16 protein-coding genes are annotated in these 16,037 nt (G+C 41.8%); 4 read left to right on the top strand and 12 right to left on the bottom strand.

The window, feature by feature from the left end; all coding sequences use genetic code 11:
• The first annotated feature begins 17 nt into the window (after positions 1 to 17).
• Entirely contained in the window at positions 18 to 1,025 is a 1,008-nt protein-coding gene (gene trpS, locus ACFSJY_RS04320; RefSeq protein ID WP_386031474.1) for a tryptophan--tRNA ligase, read from the top strand.
• A 52-nt stretch (positions 1,026 to 1,077) separates the two neighbouring features.
• Here trpS and ACFSJY_RS04315 read toward each other — a convergent pair whose 3' ends face one another.
• The 4 genes from ACFSJY_RS04315 to ACFSJY_RS04300 all read right to left on the bottom strand — a co-directional run bounded on the left by ACFSJY_RS04315 (position 1,078) and on the right by ACFSJY_RS04300 (position 4,748).
• Entirely contained in the window at positions 1,078 to 2,052 is a 975-nt protein-coding gene (locus ACFSJY_RS04315) for an FHA domain-containing protein (RefSeq protein WP_386031472.1), read from the bottom strand.
• Positions 2,043 to 3,296: a S1 family peptidase gene (locus ACFSJY_RS04310; protein ID WP_386031470.1), complete on the bottom strand. Its 1,254-nt coding sequence runs from the start codon at positions 3,294 to 3,296 to the stop codon at positions 2,043 to 2,045. Before ACFSJY_RS04310 ends, ACFSJY_RS04315 begins: the two co-directional genes overlap by 10 nt.
• A gap of 117 nt (positions 3,297 to 3,413) precedes the next feature.
• Positions 3,414 to 3,893 carry an acyl-CoA thioesterase gene (locus ACFSJY_RS04305; RefSeq protein WP_386031468.1) on the bottom strand — a complete coding sequence of 160 codons (480 nt, stop codon included), beginning with the start codon at positions 3,891 to 3,893 and terminating at the stop codon, positions 3,414 to 3,416.
• Positions 3,894 to 3,980: 87 nt separating this feature from the next.
• Positions 3,981 to 4,748, bottom strand: a complete 768-nt coding sequence (locus ACFSJY_RS04300; RefSeq protein WP_386031466.1) for a peptidylprolyl isomerase — start codon at positions 4,746 to 4,748, stop codon at positions 3,981 to 3,983.
• A gap of 229 nt (positions 4,749 to 4,977) precedes the next feature.
• On the opposite strand from ACFSJY_RS04300, the gene ACFSJY_RS04295 reads away from it, so the two are divergent.
• Genes ACFSJY_RS04295 through ACFSJY_RS04285 form a run of 3 tightly spaced genes read left to right on the top strand, consistent with a single transcriptional unit; the run spans position 4,978 to position 7,467 of the window.
• Complete coding sequence (locus tag ACFSJY_RS04295; RefSeq protein ID WP_386031464.1) at positions 4,978 to 5,817, top strand: TIGR02285 family protein; 840 nt, start codon at positions 4,978 to 4,980, stop codon at positions 5,815 to 5,817.
• A 56-nt stretch (positions 5,818 to 5,873) separates the two neighbouring features.
• The gene (locus tag ACFSJY_RS04290; protein WP_386031462.1) at positions 5,874 to 6,998 is read left to right on the top strand and encodes an MltA domain-containing protein; all 1,125 of its coding nucleotides are present in this window, start codon (positions 5,874 to 5,876) and stop codon (positions 6,996 to 6,998) included.
• Position 6,999: 1 nt separating this feature from the next.
• Entirely contained in the window at positions 7,000 to 7,467 is a 468-nt protein-coding gene (locus tag ACFSJY_RS04285; RefSeq protein WP_386031460.1) for an RNA methyltransferase, read from the top strand.
• On the opposite strand, the gene ACFSJY_RS04280 is transcribed toward ACFSJY_RS04285, so the two are convergent.
• The 8 genes from ACFSJY_RS04280 to ACFSJY_RS04245 all read right to left on the bottom strand — a co-directional run bounded on the left by ACFSJY_RS04280 (position 7,464) and on the right by ACFSJY_RS04245 (position 16,036).
• Positions 7,464 to 9,386, bottom strand: a complete 1,923-nt coding sequence (locus tag ACFSJY_RS04280; RefSeq protein ID WP_386031458.1) for a polysaccharide biosynthesis protein — start codon at positions 9,384 to 9,386, stop codon at positions 7,464 to 7,466. The two genes, ACFSJY_RS04285 and ACFSJY_RS04280, sit on opposite strands and share 4 nt — an antisense overlap.
• Before the next feature lie 102 nt (positions 9,387 to 9,488).
• Complete coding sequence (locus tag ACFSJY_RS04275; protein ID WP_386031456.1) at positions 9,489 to 10,670, bottom strand: DegT/DnrJ/EryC1/StrS family aminotransferase; 1,182 nt, start codon at positions 10,668 to 10,670, stop codon at positions 9,489 to 9,491.
• Positions 10,671 to 10,680: 10 nt separating this feature from the next.
• Positions 10,681 to 11,301, bottom strand: a complete 621-nt coding sequence (locus ACFSJY_RS04270) for an acetyltransferase (protein WP_386031454.1) — start codon at positions 11,299 to 11,301, stop codon at positions 10,681 to 10,683.
• Positions 11,302 to 11,892 (bottom strand): sugar transferase, encoded by a 591-nt coding sequence (locus ACFSJY_RS04265; RefSeq protein WP_386031452.1) that lies wholly within the window; start codon positions 11,890 to 11,892, stop codon positions 11,302 to 11,304.
• A gap of 2 nt (positions 11,893 to 11,894) precedes the next feature.
• Entirely contained in the window at positions 11,895 to 13,019 is a 1,125-nt protein-coding gene (locus tag ACFSJY_RS04260; protein WP_386031450.1) for a glycosyltransferase family 4 protein, read from the bottom strand.
• Between the two features lie 2 nt (positions 13,020 to 13,021).
• Positions 13,022 to 13,897 (bottom strand): glycosyltransferase family 2 protein, encoded by an 876-nt coding sequence (locus tag ACFSJY_RS04255; RefSeq protein ID WP_386031448.1) that lies wholly within the window; start codon positions 13,895 to 13,897, stop codon positions 13,022 to 13,024.
• Complete coding sequence (locus ACFSJY_RS04250) at positions 13,898 to 14,977, bottom strand: EpsG family protein (RefSeq protein ID WP_386031446.1); 1,080 nt, start codon at positions 14,975 to 14,977, stop codon at positions 13,898 to 13,900. It lies immediately after the preceding gene.
• A gap of 12 nt (positions 14,978 to 14,989) precedes the next feature.
• Positions 14,990 to 16,036: a glycosyltransferase family 4 protein gene (locus tag ACFSJY_RS04245; RefSeq protein ID WP_386031443.1), complete on the bottom strand. Its 1,047-nt coding sequence runs from the start codon at positions 16,034 to 16,036 to the stop codon at positions 14,990 to 14,992.
• Between the last annotated feature and the right edge of the window lies 1 nt (position 16,037).

Here is a 16,037-nt window from a genome sequence, read left to right as displayed (position 1 = left end):
CAAGTAAAGAGAATACAATGACTAAACCGATCGTTTTAAGCGGCTGCCAGCCATCAGGTGAACTAACCATAGGTAATTACCTTGGTGCAATTAAGCAGTGGGTTAACATGCAAGATGATCACAACTGTTATTATATGCTTGTTGATCAGCACGCTATTACTGTCCGTCCAGAACCAGAAGCACTCAGAAAAGCAACGTTAGATGGTTTAGCGCTTTATCTAGCGTGTGGTGTAGACCCTCAAAAAAGCACTATTTTTATTCAATCACACGTGCCAGAGCATGCTCAGTTGAGTTGGGTATTGAACTGTTACACCCAAATGGGTGAGCTTAATCGTATGACGCAATACAAAGACAAGTCTCAAAAGTCTGAAGCAAACATGAACTCAGGTTTGTTTACTTATCCAGTGCTTATGGCTGCAGATATTCTGTTATACAGTGCTAATAGAGTGCCAGTGGGGGATGACCAAAAGCAGCATCTAGAGTTAGCGCGTGATGTCGCTACTCGTTTTAACAATCTCTATGGCGACATATTTGCAGTCCCAGAACCTCATATTCCAGAGTTTGGTGCTCGTATTATGAGCCTGCAAGATCCTAACAAAAAGATGTCAAAGTCAGATGAGAATACGAACAACTTTATTGGGCTGCTAGAAGACACGAAGAAAATCACGAAAAAGATAAAACGAGCGGTGACTGACTCTGATGAGCAAGCGCGTATTTATTTCGACGTGGAAGAGAAGCCTGGTGTTTCAAACTTATTGTCGCTACTTTCTTGTGCTACAGGCAAGTCAGTGGAAAGCCTTGTACCTGATTATGAAGACAAAATGTATGGTCATTTGAAAGGTGACGTAGCAGATGCTGTTGTTTCGTTATTAGAGCCTATTCAGGCGCGTTACAACGAATACCGACAAGACCAAGCCTTTCTAAATAAAGTGATGCTAGAAGGCGCAGAGAAAGCGTCAGCGCGTGCTTCAGTGCTGGTTGATAAAGTATATGATGCTATTGGTTTTGTTGCTAAGCCAAAATAACACGTTAACGTTTTAAAAAGGCGAGCATGCTCGCCTTTTTTGTCGCTATTTATCAACCTTTTTCTTTATTACTCTTTTCGGCAAGCTCTCTTGTTTTTTCAAACAACTTTTCGCTATCAGAAATGAATGTATCCACATCGGAAGCCCCTGAAAGCTGATAAGCTGGAGGTAGCAATGTCGCATCATACTGCGGTCTAGGATTGAAGTCAGGCTGCTTGCTAATTTGCACTAGCGCCGTACCACCAAAGAATAATCCTGTCAGCAATACCGCTGTTATTCCTCTACGTAAACTGCTCATGTGAAAGCCGACATAGCAATTTAGCCAGAATAAGCAAAACGCGACCATAATTGGCAGTACGTTACTCATTGCACCAATAGGTAAATTGCTTGAAGTATTAAACTTTAATAAGGCTTGGACTGCATCGGTACTCATCAGCACTAAGTAAAAAACGAAACTTAGCCCAATTTGATGCATGATGCGCGCATCATTTTTTGTGAGGTGCGAAACCAACGAGACCATTGCTGGCCATATACCAAACAGTAATGTCATCCCAATGGCGGGCACCAACAGTTGGATGAAGCTTACTTCTTTACCGCTATCTAGATAAGTTAACCATGCTGAGATTAAGGTAAATAGCAATACACTACTACCGATAATCAAAGGGTTTCTTGCTAGATTAATCAACGTTTCGAATGGGCTGAATGGCACACTTGAAGGTACAGGGTGATTAGGGAACAAAATACGTATTTGGCTGTTGCCAATATTAATCACATCGCCTGAATGAATGATATGCCCATCAGCGCTTTGTTTACCATTGTCGAGAAACGAACCATTGAGACTCCCTAAATCGTGTACACGCCACTGGCCGTCAATTTCTTCTATTTTTAGGTGCTCAGGGCAAATATGTGGGTCTGTGAGTATAACGTCATTTGAATACGCCCGACCGACATTAACGGAAGATTGGTGGTACTTATGTCGGCCAATTAATTTGTGGCCTTTGCTGATTTCTTCAATGATTATTTCCATGCAACAGACTCCATAAACTTCTTGGTAAAGGCTGTTGCAACACTTTGTTCAACACCAGCAATGGTAAAATGACTGATCAGTGCCTGCTTCTTTTTGTCGACCGATAGCCCTAAATAAAGGACATCAAATAGCTCAGGAAACTTTTTATAGTTACGGGTACAAAGAATACTTTTATTGGTGATCGACATATTCATTGGTGCTACTAAATCGTGGTGGCACGCAAATTCTGTAACGTCCTCTTTTGTTGCTTTGTTGCCCGCTGTCGCTCGACTGATCTGGCGCTGATACAAGTGGTAAAACTTTAAATCGTCTATTTTATCGGTTTCCATATACTGAAACTGCATTTCTACACTGCTTGTAAAAAATGTCGCATCAATGAATGTATTCTCGTCAAGCGCACAATTAGCCATTGCCGACAATATCAGCGCATCTTTTTTGTCGGCGTTACTTTCACCCCAGCATCGAATAAAAGGGACATCAATAGTCGGTACTACAGCAGCACCCAGCGCCTTACCTTCCCATGTGCTGTTCATTAGAGTTGTAAACAACGCTTTTTGATTGTCTTTGAGTTGCGCAGCCATTTGTTCTTCAATAGAGCTAGGCTTTGCAGTTTTATATCCATCAAACAGCGTCACTAGCTTGTCATGCGGCACTAAAAAACCAATTTGGTTGCCGGAAGTAGCGACATTTATGCCAACCACTTCACTGTCTTTATTTACGACAGGCCCACCGCTCATACCTGAGTTAACAGAGCCGGTAAAATGAATTTTGTCGTTAAAGGATTCCGTTTTCAGGCCATTATATGTGCCTGGTACAACAATCATTCCCAGATCATGTGGGTTGCCCAATGAAAATAGCTTCTCGCCTTTTATCGGCGCTTGTTCGGCAATGGCAAAGAAAGACATCGGCTTTGACACACTGCGTTTTACCAATGCCAAGTCGTTGATAACATCAACGCTTTCAAGTGACAGTTCACCTTTATTACCTTGGTCATCTAAATATTGAATTTGATACTTTTGCGGTGCTTGCGCGTAACCTGAGATGACATGATAGTTTGTCGCTATCAGGCCGTTATCCGTAATTTGAAAACCTGAGCCAATCGTTGATTTTTCGCCACTGACTTTGTCTATCAAACGAATTTGGTAAAGGGATGGGGCAAGCTGCTTGAAAATGGTGCCTGCCTGTTCGGCAGCATAAGAAGCCGTACTCACTACACAAAGTAGTAAGGCAATAACTCTCTTCATCGATATTCCTATTGTTCTTTTCTCACTCTATTGTGCCAAGTAATTTGGGTATTAACAGCCCTATATACGAAAAAAGGCGCGTATTGCGCCTTATTTTGAAAAGATAATTGTTGATATTTATTTCCAGCCTAATTGCTCTTCAAAATCGTTATCAAGTTTTTTAGCAAAGTCTTTGGCGTGTATGGCTACTTTTTCTAGCTGTTTATCTTCGTCTGATTGTGGCTCAAATTTGGGAACTTTTATAGGATACCCCGCTTCATCTTTGGCCATAAACGTAATAAAGCAGCGGTTGGTAACCGTTTGCTTATTGGCTTTTGGGTCGCCCGCCCTGACTACTACGTATATGTGCATACTGGACTTTCCTGTATGCACTATTCTTGCTTCGACACTGATCATTTGGCCGACGAGTATTGGACGGATAAACCGTATTGCGTTAGCAGATACGGTAACACAGTAATGTTTGCTCCACTGTGCAGCGCATGCATAGGACGCTTGATCTATCCATTTCATCACCATTCCACCGTGTACTTTCCCGCCAAAATTGACGTCGGTTGGCTCTGCTAAGAACCTAAACTCTACGATATTACTTGCTGCCATAGTGAGACTATATGTTGATAGTATTTCTTAAACTATAGCTAATAATCAGTGACTTAGTGTAAAAAAGGCAGCGAATGCTGCCTTTGACTATTTCTGTCGACGAAGTAAACCCAATCCAGTTAACAGGGTTAACCAAAACAGGCTGCCGCCGCCACCGCTGCTATTGTTATTGTCAGTATCACCATCGGTTGGTTGGTTTATCAACGTGTTAGGTGTTTTTGGTAAGTCGGTATCAGTCACTTCAGTTGCGTCAATGATATCGATGCGTGAAATAGTGACAAAGTTGTCGTAGGTTGGTGTTTCGCCACTCGAGCATTGATCATTCGTGAAATCGACCATAGGTGTTGCGCCAAAACTGTTGACACAGCGACTCAACGCTTCAATTTCTTCTAAGATAGCCATATCTTCTTCAATGACTTGGCCAAATACAGTGAATCCGCCATTTTGTATATCAAGGTTGGCGCTATTGTCGTTTATATTGAAAAACCATTGACTGGTTGCACTATTGGGGTTTCCCGCTATCTTCGCCATTGCGATAGTGCCTTTGACATTTGACAGTTTAGGTTCATTTTCTACAGCGTCTTCAGTATCTATCGCATCGTGATCAAAGCCATCTTTGTATTTAAAACCGCCACCTTGGACAACAAAGTTAGGCTCAACTCGATGTATCACGGTGTCTTGATAATCACCGTCTTCAACGTAGCTTAAAAAATTTTCTACCGTTTTAGGGGTAGTTTGGTCGTGCAAATTGACACGAATATTGCCAACGGAGGTGACAAACTCAACAATTGTTGCTTGAGCATTTGTCGATAAAAGAGTTGCACCAAGAACAATGCTTGTTGCTAGTTTAGACATGTTTTTCATCGTTAACTTTTGTTACGGCTATTGCGGTGTGAAAGCATACTAACGACACTTAAACGTAAAGGCTAGTAACTAAAATGTTATCAATTGTAGTCGGCGCTTAAGTGATAACGGAAAAACATTGGTGAAAGGTCCTTCAAAGGCACAGGTATAATTGAGGATTAATCATTATGCTTATATAGTGGTTGGAAGAATCGACTTAGATTAAGTGAAGGTAAAGGCTTTGCGTGGTTTTTTGCTCCTGCTGATGGGAGTATTGTTGTCACAAAGTGTTGTTGCTCAAGAGCATGAAATTAGCTGGTATAGTTATGATCATGCTCCCGCGGCATTCTTGCGTGGAGAACACAAAGGGGAAGGGTTTGTAGAATTGACCCGTAAGCTCATTACAAAACAGTTACCGCAGTATCAACATGTGATAAAAGAAGCAAATTTTGGCCGAATCATGTTTGATATGAAACGCGGCAAGCCCGGTTGCTTCCCTGCCATGATAAAAACCGCCGAAAGAGAGCAGTTCGTAACATTTTCAAAGCCCTCTATATTGCAGTATAACGTGCAGGTACTCATCAAAAAGTCGTTGGCTGAAGAATTAAAACTTGGTGAGGACGTTGATCTTAAAGCCTTATTTGAACAACATGATTTAACCCTGGCCAAAATCATAAGCCGTTCGTATACCGAGCAAATTGATACGCTACTATCCGCCTACCCTCAAAATATAGTTGATCGGTCGACCAATTCTATTTATCAGCTTTTTCAATCACTTGTGCGCGATAGAGTTGATTTTTTGTTGGTTTACCCCAGCGTTAGCCATTACAACTTGAAGCAATTAGGCCACTTAGATGACTATGTCTCATTACCGATCAAAGGCACGAAACGCTTTTTAACGAGTCATGTGGGTTGTACGAAAGGAAAGTGGGGGAGTACAGTAATAGCTGATATTGATCAGGCATTAACGAAAGCAAAACAGTCCGATGCATATTTTCATGCTCTGACTTCCTGGTTAAACCCTGAACATATAACGCCTGACTTTAGACGTTGGTACCAGCAACGGCTAGTTGAACAATGACCTTGATGTTATTATCCGCATCAGTTGAAATCATACCATTTGTCCAAAATAGGCGCATGATGCACGTCAAATTATTTACTCTTGTTTTTCTCACTTCAATTTCATTTGTATCCTCAGCTACTTTTCGCTTTGAGAAAGAGAGCACACCTAACTTTGGTCAATTAGCGCATTTTAAGGGTAGCGAGCTGTGTATTGTCGCTGACAATGTTGCTACTTTTATGGATAAGAATGCTCAAGATGATTATGCGGTTCACGCGGGCACAGTATTTCCGGCTGAAATAACAGTAGAACGTGTAAAAAAAACGCTGAACTTTCTCTGTGAAACTTACCGAGATGATGTTCGCGCGAAGCGAAATAGCCGACTGCATAACAGAGAGTTTTTGACCCAGCATTTTCACTTTTATCGCTGGTATCCCGACAAAACGAAAGCAGACAGTATTGCTAAAAAGAGTAGTAACGCTGTAAAGCAGCGAATGCTGAATAATATTCCCAACAACCAGCTTTTTCTGACTAAGTATTACACCAAACTATTGGATGCAAGTGAGCAACAAACCAAGCAATACACCCAAGCTTTATATGAGCTGCCTTATGATGAGCAAGGGTTAACCTATGAGCAAGCAGAACAGCTGAAAGCGTCGTTAACTCGCTACAAATATACACGTCAGCAAGTCATTGCAGGCGCGCTTCTAGATAAAAAGCTGGCCAACCCCTTAGTATGGATAACAGAAGAGGCACTTCATGATGTGCTACTGCAAGGGACTGGTGTATTGCTTGTGGACGATAATGTCCGTTATTTCAATGTTCATCGCAATAATCATATCGCGTATGACTATCACCTCGGTAAGCGAGAGCAAGCGAGATACTGGTATTTTGCTGAAGTTGATGGTGTTATGGGGTATGGACAAGAAATTGGCAATAAAGTGGCGCTCAAGGCGCATGTAAGCTTAGCAGGTAATGTTAAACAGTTAGGGTTAGGCAAGTTACTTTTATTGAATATGCAATATGGTAGCGAGAATAAAGCTCGCATGGCGATTTTAGCTGACGAAGGTGGCGCGTTCACCGATAATTTGTTCCAACTGGATTTACTCGTTGATAGCTACCGTGGTTGGGATGATTACCACGCAGCAAACAAAAATATTGGCGACTACGCAGACGTTTGGCTAATGGTATTAAAAAACTAGTATGGCAAGGCTAAAGCAAACTTACCCGGAACAAGGCTTTTTTGGCATTGGTATTATGAACAATGTTGATGAGCTTAACATCGGCACACTGTGGCGCTCTGCATACATCCTTGGTGCTTCGTTTATTTTTACTGTTGATAAGCGTTATAAAAAACAAACATCAGATGTGACGAATGCTTGGCAACGTATTCCTCTTTATCATTACGATACCGTGGATGACTTGTTAAAAAACTTGCCCTATGACACTCCGCTTGTTGGTGTCGAGCTTGATGATAATGCAGTAGAAATTGAGAGCTTCTCTCACCCACATCGTTGCGTGTATTTGTTAGGTAATGAGCAGTCAGGCTTAACCAAAGAAGCGATAACAAAATGCCATCGCTTAATTCAATTACCGGGCAGTTACAGTCTCAATGTGTCAGTAGCAGGCAGTATTGTGATGTATGACAGGGCCGCAAAGCTAAAACGTTAGTTTTGCGGTACCTCAGAAAGGCGAGCTAGCTGCTCTTTTTTGTCATTTAGGTGCTTGGCTGGTTCAAGTCCAAGTGGCGCATAACCTAAAGGCGCATCAATTAGGATTTGACGAATTTCTGCAATATTTTCATCTTTCATTGCAGTAATGACTTTATCAAGCAATTGATTTACTTCAGGCCAAGGGAGTGAAATTTCATTTGCCGTCATAATACGCTTATGCGCCGTAACTTCCGCGTTGTCTTCGATCAATAACTCTTCATAAAGCTTCTCACCAGGACGTAAGCCGCTGAATCGTATTTCGATGTCGCCGTTAGGGTTTTCCTCATCTTTCACGGTTAAACCCATTAAGTGAGTCATTTTTATCGCTAAATCGACAATTTTTACTGGAGCGCCCATGTCCAATACAAATACATCGCCGCCTTTACCCATGGCACCTGCTTGAATAACGAGCTGTGCAGCTTCTGGGATGGTCATAAAGTAACGTATGATGTCTGGGTGGGTGACGGTAATTGGGCCACCTTTCTTAATTTGCTTTTTAAACAATGGCACTACTGAGCCTGAGGAACCTAATACATTACCAAAACGCACCATAACAAAACGTGTTTGGTGATCTCGTTTAGCAAGGCCTTGCAGCACTAATTCGGCCATACGCTTGGTTGCACCCATCACATTGGTAGGGCGAACGGCTTTATCAGTAGAAATCAACACAAAGGTTTCAACTTCACAGAAAACAGCTGCTTGCGCGATTTCGTATGTGCCCAAAACGTTATTGGTAATACCCGCGATGACATTATTTTCCACCATAGGCACATGCTTGTACGCAGCGGCATGGTAAATGGTTTGTACTTTGTGGTTATCGAAAATTCGCGTCATTAACATACCGTTTTGGACGTTACCTATTAGCGGAATGACGGGCGTTTCTAATTCATGCTCTTTTTTGTATTCAATCAATTCTTGGTTTATTTCATACAAAAACGCTTCGCTCACTTCGATCAAAATAAGCTTTTCTGGTCGTTGGCGGATGATTTGACGACATAGCTCTTTACCTATCGAACCACCTGCGCCAGATACGGCAACAACTTTGCCTTCTACGTTTGCGTTGAGCAATTCTGGAATAGGTTCTACGGGTTCGCGGCCAAGTAATTCGTCAACGGATACTTCACGTAATTCATCAATTTTACGTTTACCCGATACAATGTCGTACATTGACGGAACAGTAAGTAGTTCAAGTGCGTACGGTTCGAAAACGTTAACAATTTCTTTCATACGTTCTGGGTTTACTTCTGAAACCGCGATCAGGACTTTAAATTGGCCATATTTCTTAATGAGTTGCTCAATGTTGTTTAGGCCATAAACTTTTACGCCAAATAAGGAGCGGCCAACATATACCGTCTTTTGGTCGATAATAGCTAAAACTTGATATTTGCTGCCTAAACTTAGCGTACTAATAAGCTCGCGGCCTGTGGTACCCGCGCCAAAAATTACGACAGGCTCACGCTGTTCAAACCATTGTTTGCCGACAATAAAGCCAACAAGCGCTCTTGCACCAGCGATAAAGAGGGCAGCTAACACTAAGAACGAAAAAGGGATAGAACGCGGTAAAAATGCTTCGTATATTTGCGCAGATACGTAACAAACTACAGTTGAAAGGGCGACTATGGCAGTAATTTTTACAAACGACTTTGCATTAAAAAATCGAGTGACCGAGGAGTAGACATCAGTAAGGTAAAAACACGCAATGGTAAATACGGCAGTGGTAACGAATACCAGCAACTCAGGCACACCGAATGAGTCAATATCACCGCCTAGCCTCAATAAATAGGAAAGGAAAAAAGCAATACTTAATGAAATTAAGTCATAGCTTACGGTAATGAGAAATTTTAGTTTACTCGGTATTAGATCTATACGCCTGATCATAAATTCTACACCTTATTCTTTTACTAACGTCCATGTCGGGTGCATCCTTGCTGAATATTTTGGCAATTCTTTACGGCAAAGTCATCAAAATGTTACATTTTGTTAACGGTTCCCTGACATTTTTTTATCTACTTGCTCAATTGCTCGGCAGGTTTGGTTTATTTCTTCCTGCGTAAGTGTTGGATGTACAAGGAACATTAGACTAGTTTCGCCCAATTGCTTAGCATTTGGCAAGGGAGTTTTTGGTCGTAATGTTGTGTTATCAAACGCTTTTTCCTTGTATACCTCTGAACAGCTACCCGAATAGCAAGGGACTCCCTGCGCAACTATCTCTTCGATAATGCGGTCTCGATTCCAATCCGCGGGTAATTTATTCGCATTAACCTGAATGTAGCACTTGTAATAAGCATGTTGCACATCTGACGGGACATCTTCTGTTTGCAGCCAATCAATTTGATTAGCAATATCCAATAGTTGTGTCGCATACTCGTGCCTTTTCGCTGTCCAACCGGGCATGCGCGCTGTTTGAATACGACCAATAGCCGATTGCATTTCGGTTAAGCGCCAATTGGTACCGAATGAATCATGTAGCCAGCGATAGCCAGGGGGGTGTTCACGCTCATAAACCGCTTCATAGGATTTACCGTGATCTTTAAATGCCCACGCTTTTCGCCATAAAGTTTCGTCATTAGTGGTTAACATGCCACCTTCGCCGCCAGTGGTCATAATTTTATCTTGGCAGAATGACCAGCAACCGATATGGCCAATACTTCCAACAGATTTACCTTTATATTTGGCGCCATGTGCCTGAGCACAATCTTCAATAACGAATAAATCATGCTCTTGGGCAAGTGCCATTATGTCGTCCATCTCACACGGGAAACCGGCAAGGTGGACACAAATAATTGCCTTTGTATTTTGAGTGAGTACCGGTTTGACTGTCTCAACGCATATATTCTGAGAATTTAGATCGACATCTGCAAAAATAGGCGTCGCACCTGCATTAATGATGCAACTTATTGAAGCAATAAATGTACGTGGCGTGACAATAACTTCATCACCTTCACCAATGTTCAATGCATGAAGCGCTAAATCTAATGCCAGTGTACCGTTAGCGACAGCTACGGCATATGTGCTATCGGTATATTCGGCAAATTCCTTTTCGAAAGCTCGTCCTTCTTGGCCCGTCCAATAGTTAACTTTATTGGATAGCAATACTCTTGAAACTGCATCAGATTCTTCTTGGGTAAATGAAGGCCAAGGAGAAAATTTAGTATTAAGCACGTGACTTCCTTTATTTAATTCGTTTAGCGGGTACACCCACGTAGGTGCCCGATTGTTTTAAATCATTGACGATAACTGCGCCTGCACCAATATATACATCATCGGTGAGCGAAAGGTTTTGAATAATTGTACTGCCAACACCTACCCATACACGATTGCCTAACGTTGTCGTCCCAGAAATATTGACGCCTGGGGCAATGTGGCAACCATTGCCAATGGTGCAATCATGGTCAATTGTGGCTCCCGTATTTACAATGGTAGCAACACCTAACTGGCAGTTCACGTTAATCGCGGCATTAGCAAACACAACTGAACCTGCGCCAATGTTGGCGTATTTGCTTATTGTCGCCTGAGGATGAATTAACGTGGCTAATTTGCCACCTAGTTGCTCAATTTTTTCACTGAGCGCTAACCTTGCCTGATTGTTGCCAATTGAGACGATAAACTCGTAATGTTCGATGTAGTGTGACCAATAGCTGTCATCACCAATAATTCGCCAGTGGCTATTGTGTGTGTTATTGGGGTAGCTCGCATCAGCAAAGGATATTTCGCTAAAACATCCCATCGCTTCGGCACAATCTGCTGCAACTCTGCCATGTCCGCCAGCACCTATAAGCAATAATTTCCGCACTTATTTGTTTCCTGTGAACTTGGTCATTGTCGCTTCACCTTCAGCAGATATATCACTGCGTTTTACCACTTTATATGCGGTCATAAACAGGATTTTTATATCTAACCAAAAGGAGCGATTATCAACATACCAAACATCGAGCTCAAACTTTTCTTGCCATGACAATGCGTTTCGCCCATTCACTTGTGCCCAGCCTGTAATACCTGGGCGCACGTTATGTCGACGAGCCTGTTCTTCTGAATAAAGTGGTAAATATTCGACAAGTAATGGTCTTGGACCTACCAAGCTCATATTGCCAACCAATACATTCCATAAACCAGGCAGCTCATCCATACTCGATGAGCGAAGAAACTTGCCAAATGATGTGAGCCGCTGCGCGTCTGGCAGTAATTCGCCGTGCTCATCGGTCTCACCAGTCATGCTGCGAAATTTCATCATTTTGAATATTTTCCCATTCAAACCAGGGCGTGCTTGCGAAAAGAGAATAGGAGAGCCCAGCTTAAAGCGGACCAAAATAGCCACCACGATGAATATAGGGGACAGCATCAGCATCAGGGTCAATGCTACAAAAAAATCAAATAATCGTTTCACTGTCATGACTCCCGTTGACGAAACTTTATGTTGTAATAATCAAGTAAGGCATTGACCAATACTTGCTCGTCAAATTCAGATTCTGCACGTGACTTTGCTTGGTTTTTTAACTGCTCATAAAGGGTTGGGTCATCCAAGAGCATTTGCATGCATTTACGTAAATCATCAGCATTTTTTACTTCATGCAACAACCCACTGTAATTGTCGGCTACGGCGTCTGATAATCCGTAAATATTAGAAGCGATGGAAGGAATTCCGCAGGCTGCTGCTTCAATAATAACATTGCCAAACCCTTCTCGGTGACTGGGTAGCACTAATGTATCAGCAAAGCTGCAGTACTCCGGTACATTTGATTTAAAACCAAGATAATGGATGTTGTCATTATCTGCAGCCAGCGAGGCCAACGCTTCTTCATCGCTGCCTATGACGAACAGTGAAAACTTTCTGTCGCTGGAAAGTTGGTTAAATGCTTGAAAGAGCTCAGGTATCCCTTTTTCTCTGTTTAAGCGGCCAACAAAAAGGAATACAAACTCGTCGTCACCAATACCATGTTCAGCCCGTAAGGTTTGTCTTGCTTGCGGGTCATGTTGAAAGCGACTCAAATTGATTCCAGATATCGAACCATTGGCTAATACCGTGCATTTGCTATCTTTTACGACGCCCTCGCCAACAATAAATGCCTTCTGAGAGCCACTGTCGGCTAGACATGCTGTACACAGGGTTGCGGTTACTTTATCGAGTGTTTTTAGAAGTGTTCTGCCCGCACCTTGTTTGGTGGCCCAGACTTGCCCTGTAAAGGTGTGAAAACGGTATTTAACCCCAGCAAAAAAACTGGCAAGTTGGGTGATTAAGCCCGCTTTTGGGGTAAATGAGTGAACCATGTCAAAATTGTGCTTTCGTAAAAATCGATATAATGCGAAAAGTGATTTAAGGTCTTTAGCCACACTAGGTTTTCTCGCAATATCAATATTATGCACTGTTATTGTGTCAGCCAAATTATTGAGCTGTTTCTCGCTATGACTCGTCAATACATGCACGTCGTAATGTTTATTTAACGCGTTTAAATACGACGTTAAGAAAGCGTTCACGGTTTCCGGTACTGCGGTAACGTATAAAATTTTCTTCAAAGTTAACTCCGGATAGAGTCGAGCTGTTGTTGCAACTCGCTCAGCTTTTCGGTTTCCTGCTCTGTACTTTTGTTGCGAACAGCAAGTAAATAGTTCGACAAATTAACGAGATTCAGCACATAAACAAAGGCCATTTTTGCACGCATGAGCAGTGTAAAGTGTAAGTTATCTTTTGTACTTAAATAGCGACTGTATTGCTGTTTCACTATCGCTATTTGATTCCTGTAGGCATTAATTGCTTTTTGCGGCGATACGCTGCTTTCTTCACGATAGAAATAGAGAGGCGTGCTGATAAAGCCAGCATTTAAATCGTTTTTAACTGCAGCATCTATCCATAGTTGGTAGTCTTCCATAAGTTTAGCTTTTTCGTTGTAGCGGTTGCGCTCAAACCATGCCTTACGCGCCATAATTGTAGCGTGTGCAATATCTGATTGGCCAAATATCGCCTGTTTAACCGTTATTTCAGGGTTGGTACGCTCAGCTGGCGTTCTGTAACCGATAACTTTGCAATCATTAGTAATTGAACATAACCCCGTTGACACTAAATCAATATCGGCGTGCTCATCAAGATAAGCCACTTGTTTTGCAAGGCGCTCTGGACTGATTAAGTCGTCTGCATCCATACGAGCTATATACTCACCGTTTGATAATGCTATCAATTCATTAAGACGCGCAGGTAACCCTTTGTTTGTGCCATCATTAACAACGCGTACGCGAGAGTCTTCAAAAGAATTTGCTATCTCGACAGACTCATCTTTAGAACCATCATTAAGAAGAATAAGCTCAAAATCAGTAAACGTTTGCGCCAGCACTGACTCTATCGTGCTTTTGAACACGTGACCGGGGTTGTAAAACGGTATTCCGATACTAACTTTCATTTATATACCTAACGCTGGGTTAAATCGGTAAGGTGTTAAGTGACTAAAGGTCGACATCGTTAAATAGAAATACGCCATCATTAGCAACACTGCAGCCAAGGTTATCATCCACCGCATTTGTATATCTCTAAAACTGCCAATGCTAAGTGGTACTAAAAAAGTACTTAACTGCACGAAATATAAGCTTAAACGTAAAAAGCCCGAAGGGTCTACCCTTAGAATTATCGACATTAAGCTAATTAGTGCGCCGAGTAAATAAAGCGATAACAATACATCGTAGGTTCTAGTCGCCAAAATGTGTTTATTAACGATGCGCGCAAGTAAAAACCAAACGAATAAGATGATATTGAATAATGATACAACAATACCGCCCCCTTCAGCTTTTTGGTCACCATATGTGGAATAGCGAGAATCTATGCTTGAAGCCACACTAATAAACATTTGGAAGAAAATAATGAACAATAAGAAGCCAAATAATATCAACGCAATTTTTCGGGGTTTAATCTCGCCTTTAAAAACAAAATAGAGAGGCAAACATAAAATCATCGACTTATGAAACATAAAGCCTATTAACACCGTTGCCAAAAAGCGTATCGGTTGTTCTTTAATAATAAAAATCACAGAGATAGAGAATAATGCAATAGTTATTGCTTGCCGGTTACCATTTAGCTGGAAAAAGTAGGGGCCGATGAACAGCAATGTAAACAGTGACAGCGTTTTTAGGTTGAACACTTTCAAAGAGTACATGTAACAGCAGGTGACGATAACAGCTGTGAAGGTAAACAAAATAAAATAATTATCGGTAAATTGATGACCGAGAGCGTTCATTAGCCAATAGCCCGCCTCACCGTGATGGCTGGCCATCTCCATCGCATCTTCAAAGGTTTGTAAATTGTTGAAAAAGTAGATGTAAGAGCCTGTATCTGTCCCCACCTTTTTAAATTTAAAGCCACAGATTAATATCAGAGGCAGGCTAGAAAGCATCATACAAGCGGCTAGCGCTACAGAGTTAAACTTAAAGCGATAGGCGATAAAAAAAGGAATAAGTGCAGTAAAGGTGGCGATGAAGTAGGGCAACATGTGCGTGACGCCTTATTTTGCCTTCGCAAAAACCTGTAAATAGCGCGCTGTCATTTGCGTATCAGATAAGTTTTGCAAAAAGTTCTGCTCCAATGCGTTTCTATCAATATTAACCATACCATCATCATCGGCAAGTTGCGCTAAGCCTTGAGCAAAGGATTCGGTATTGAAATCAAAAATAGCGATTCCATCATTACTGCAACGTTTCAATTCTTTATGCGGCTCAATAGCAGACAATAAACAGGGAACACCAGCGGCCATCACTTCGATCACCGCCATGGGTAAGCCCTCAGCCAATGAAGGATTTACAAAAATACTATTGTCAGACAAGGTACTGAGAAAATCATCATGAAAGCCCATGACTTTAATGCGATCTGTTTCTTGTTTTTTGACCTCGTCAAATTGTTCACCATCACCAAAAATAACCAATTCAACATTAGGCCAGCGTGATTTGTCTAACGCATTGAAACAGTCTATCGCTAATTGCACATTCTTTCGCTGAATTAAGCGGCCAGCAAAGACGAGAGATAACGTACTACTGGCAGGAAAGTCTATGGGGCGGTGTTGCACACCATTGCGCACAACGTCACTGTCATGCGCTAAAACGCTTTGTACAGCGGCAGAAACAGATACACGTTGTTGTATAAATCGTAAAAAGAGGTTGTGAATAAAAAGGTAGCTTTTTGCTTTGAGCGGCGGATATTCCATTGTGTAATCTGCTGCTAAATCACAATGTATTGTGCTTACCGTTCTGGCGCTAATAAACGGAGAAATCAGGCCGATAGCGACATCCGGGATTAAGCCATGACTATGCACAACATCAATGTCTTGTTCATTAACGAGGCGTTTAAGCTTGCTAAGCCCTTTTAATCCAGGTCCGGGTAAAGCTTCATAGCGGACACCGAATGGTGCAAGTCTATCGAGATATTCTTGTTCAAAGCCCAAGAAGCTGGCGATAACAATGTCATGATCACGCATCATCGGGTGAGAAATAATAGACGCTACTACATTTGACGGTCCTGAATTTGTCAGCTTTGGAAGTAAAAACAAAATTTTCACG

The organism is Thalassotalea euphylliae, assembly GCF_042682785.1.
Taxonomy (GTDB): domain Bacteria; phylum Pseudomonadota; class Gammaproteobacteria; order Enterobacterales; family Alteromonadaceae; genus Thalassotalea_F; species Thalassotalea_F euphylliae.
This window is presented reverse-complemented; position numbering and strand designations above follow the sequence as displayed.

What these genes read in the sequence shown, in the direction of transcription:
- trpS (WP_386031474.1), top strand. Translation starts at nt 18, where the DNA reads ATGACTAAACCGATCGTTTTAAGCGGCTGCCAGCCATCAGGTGAACTA.
- ACFSJY_RS04315 (WP_386031472.1), bottom strand. Translation starts at nt 2,052, where the DNA reads ATGGAAATAATCATTGAAGAAATCAGCAAAGGCCACAAATTAATTGGC.
- ACFSJY_RS04310 (WP_386031470.1), bottom strand. Translation starts at nt 3,296, where the DNA reads ATGAAGAGAGTTATTGCCTTACTACTTTGTGTAGTGAGTACGGCTTCT.
- ACFSJY_RS04305 (WP_386031468.1), bottom strand. Translation starts at nt 3,893, where the DNA reads ATGGCAGCAAGTAATATCGTAGAGTTTAGGTTCTTAGCAGAGCCAACC.
- ACFSJY_RS04300 (WP_386031466.1), bottom strand. Translation starts at nt 4,748, where the DNA reads ATGTCTAAACTAGCAACAAGCATTGTTCTTGGTGCAACTCTTTTATCG.
- ACFSJY_RS04290 (WP_386031462.1), top strand. Translation starts at nt 5,874, where the DNA reads ATGATGCACGTCAAATTATTTACTCTTGTTTTTCTCACTTCAATTTCA.
- ACFSJY_RS04285 (WP_386031460.1), top strand. Translation starts at nt 7,000, where the DNA reads ATGGCAAGGCTAAAGCAAACTTACCCGGAACAAGGCTTTTTTGGCATT.
- ACFSJY_RS04280 (WP_386031458.1), bottom strand. Translation starts at nt 9,386, where the DNA reads ATGATCAGGCGTATAGATCTAATACCGAGTAAACTAAAATTTCTCATT.
- ACFSJY_RS04255 (WP_386031448.1), bottom strand. Translation starts at nt 13,897, where the DNA reads ATGAAAGTTAGTATCGGAATACCGTTTTACAACCCCGGTCACGTGTTC.
- ACFSJY_RS04250 (WP_386031446.1), bottom strand. Translation starts at nt 14,977, where the DNA reads ATGTTGCCCTACTTCATCGCCACCTTTACTGCACTTATTCCTTTTTTT.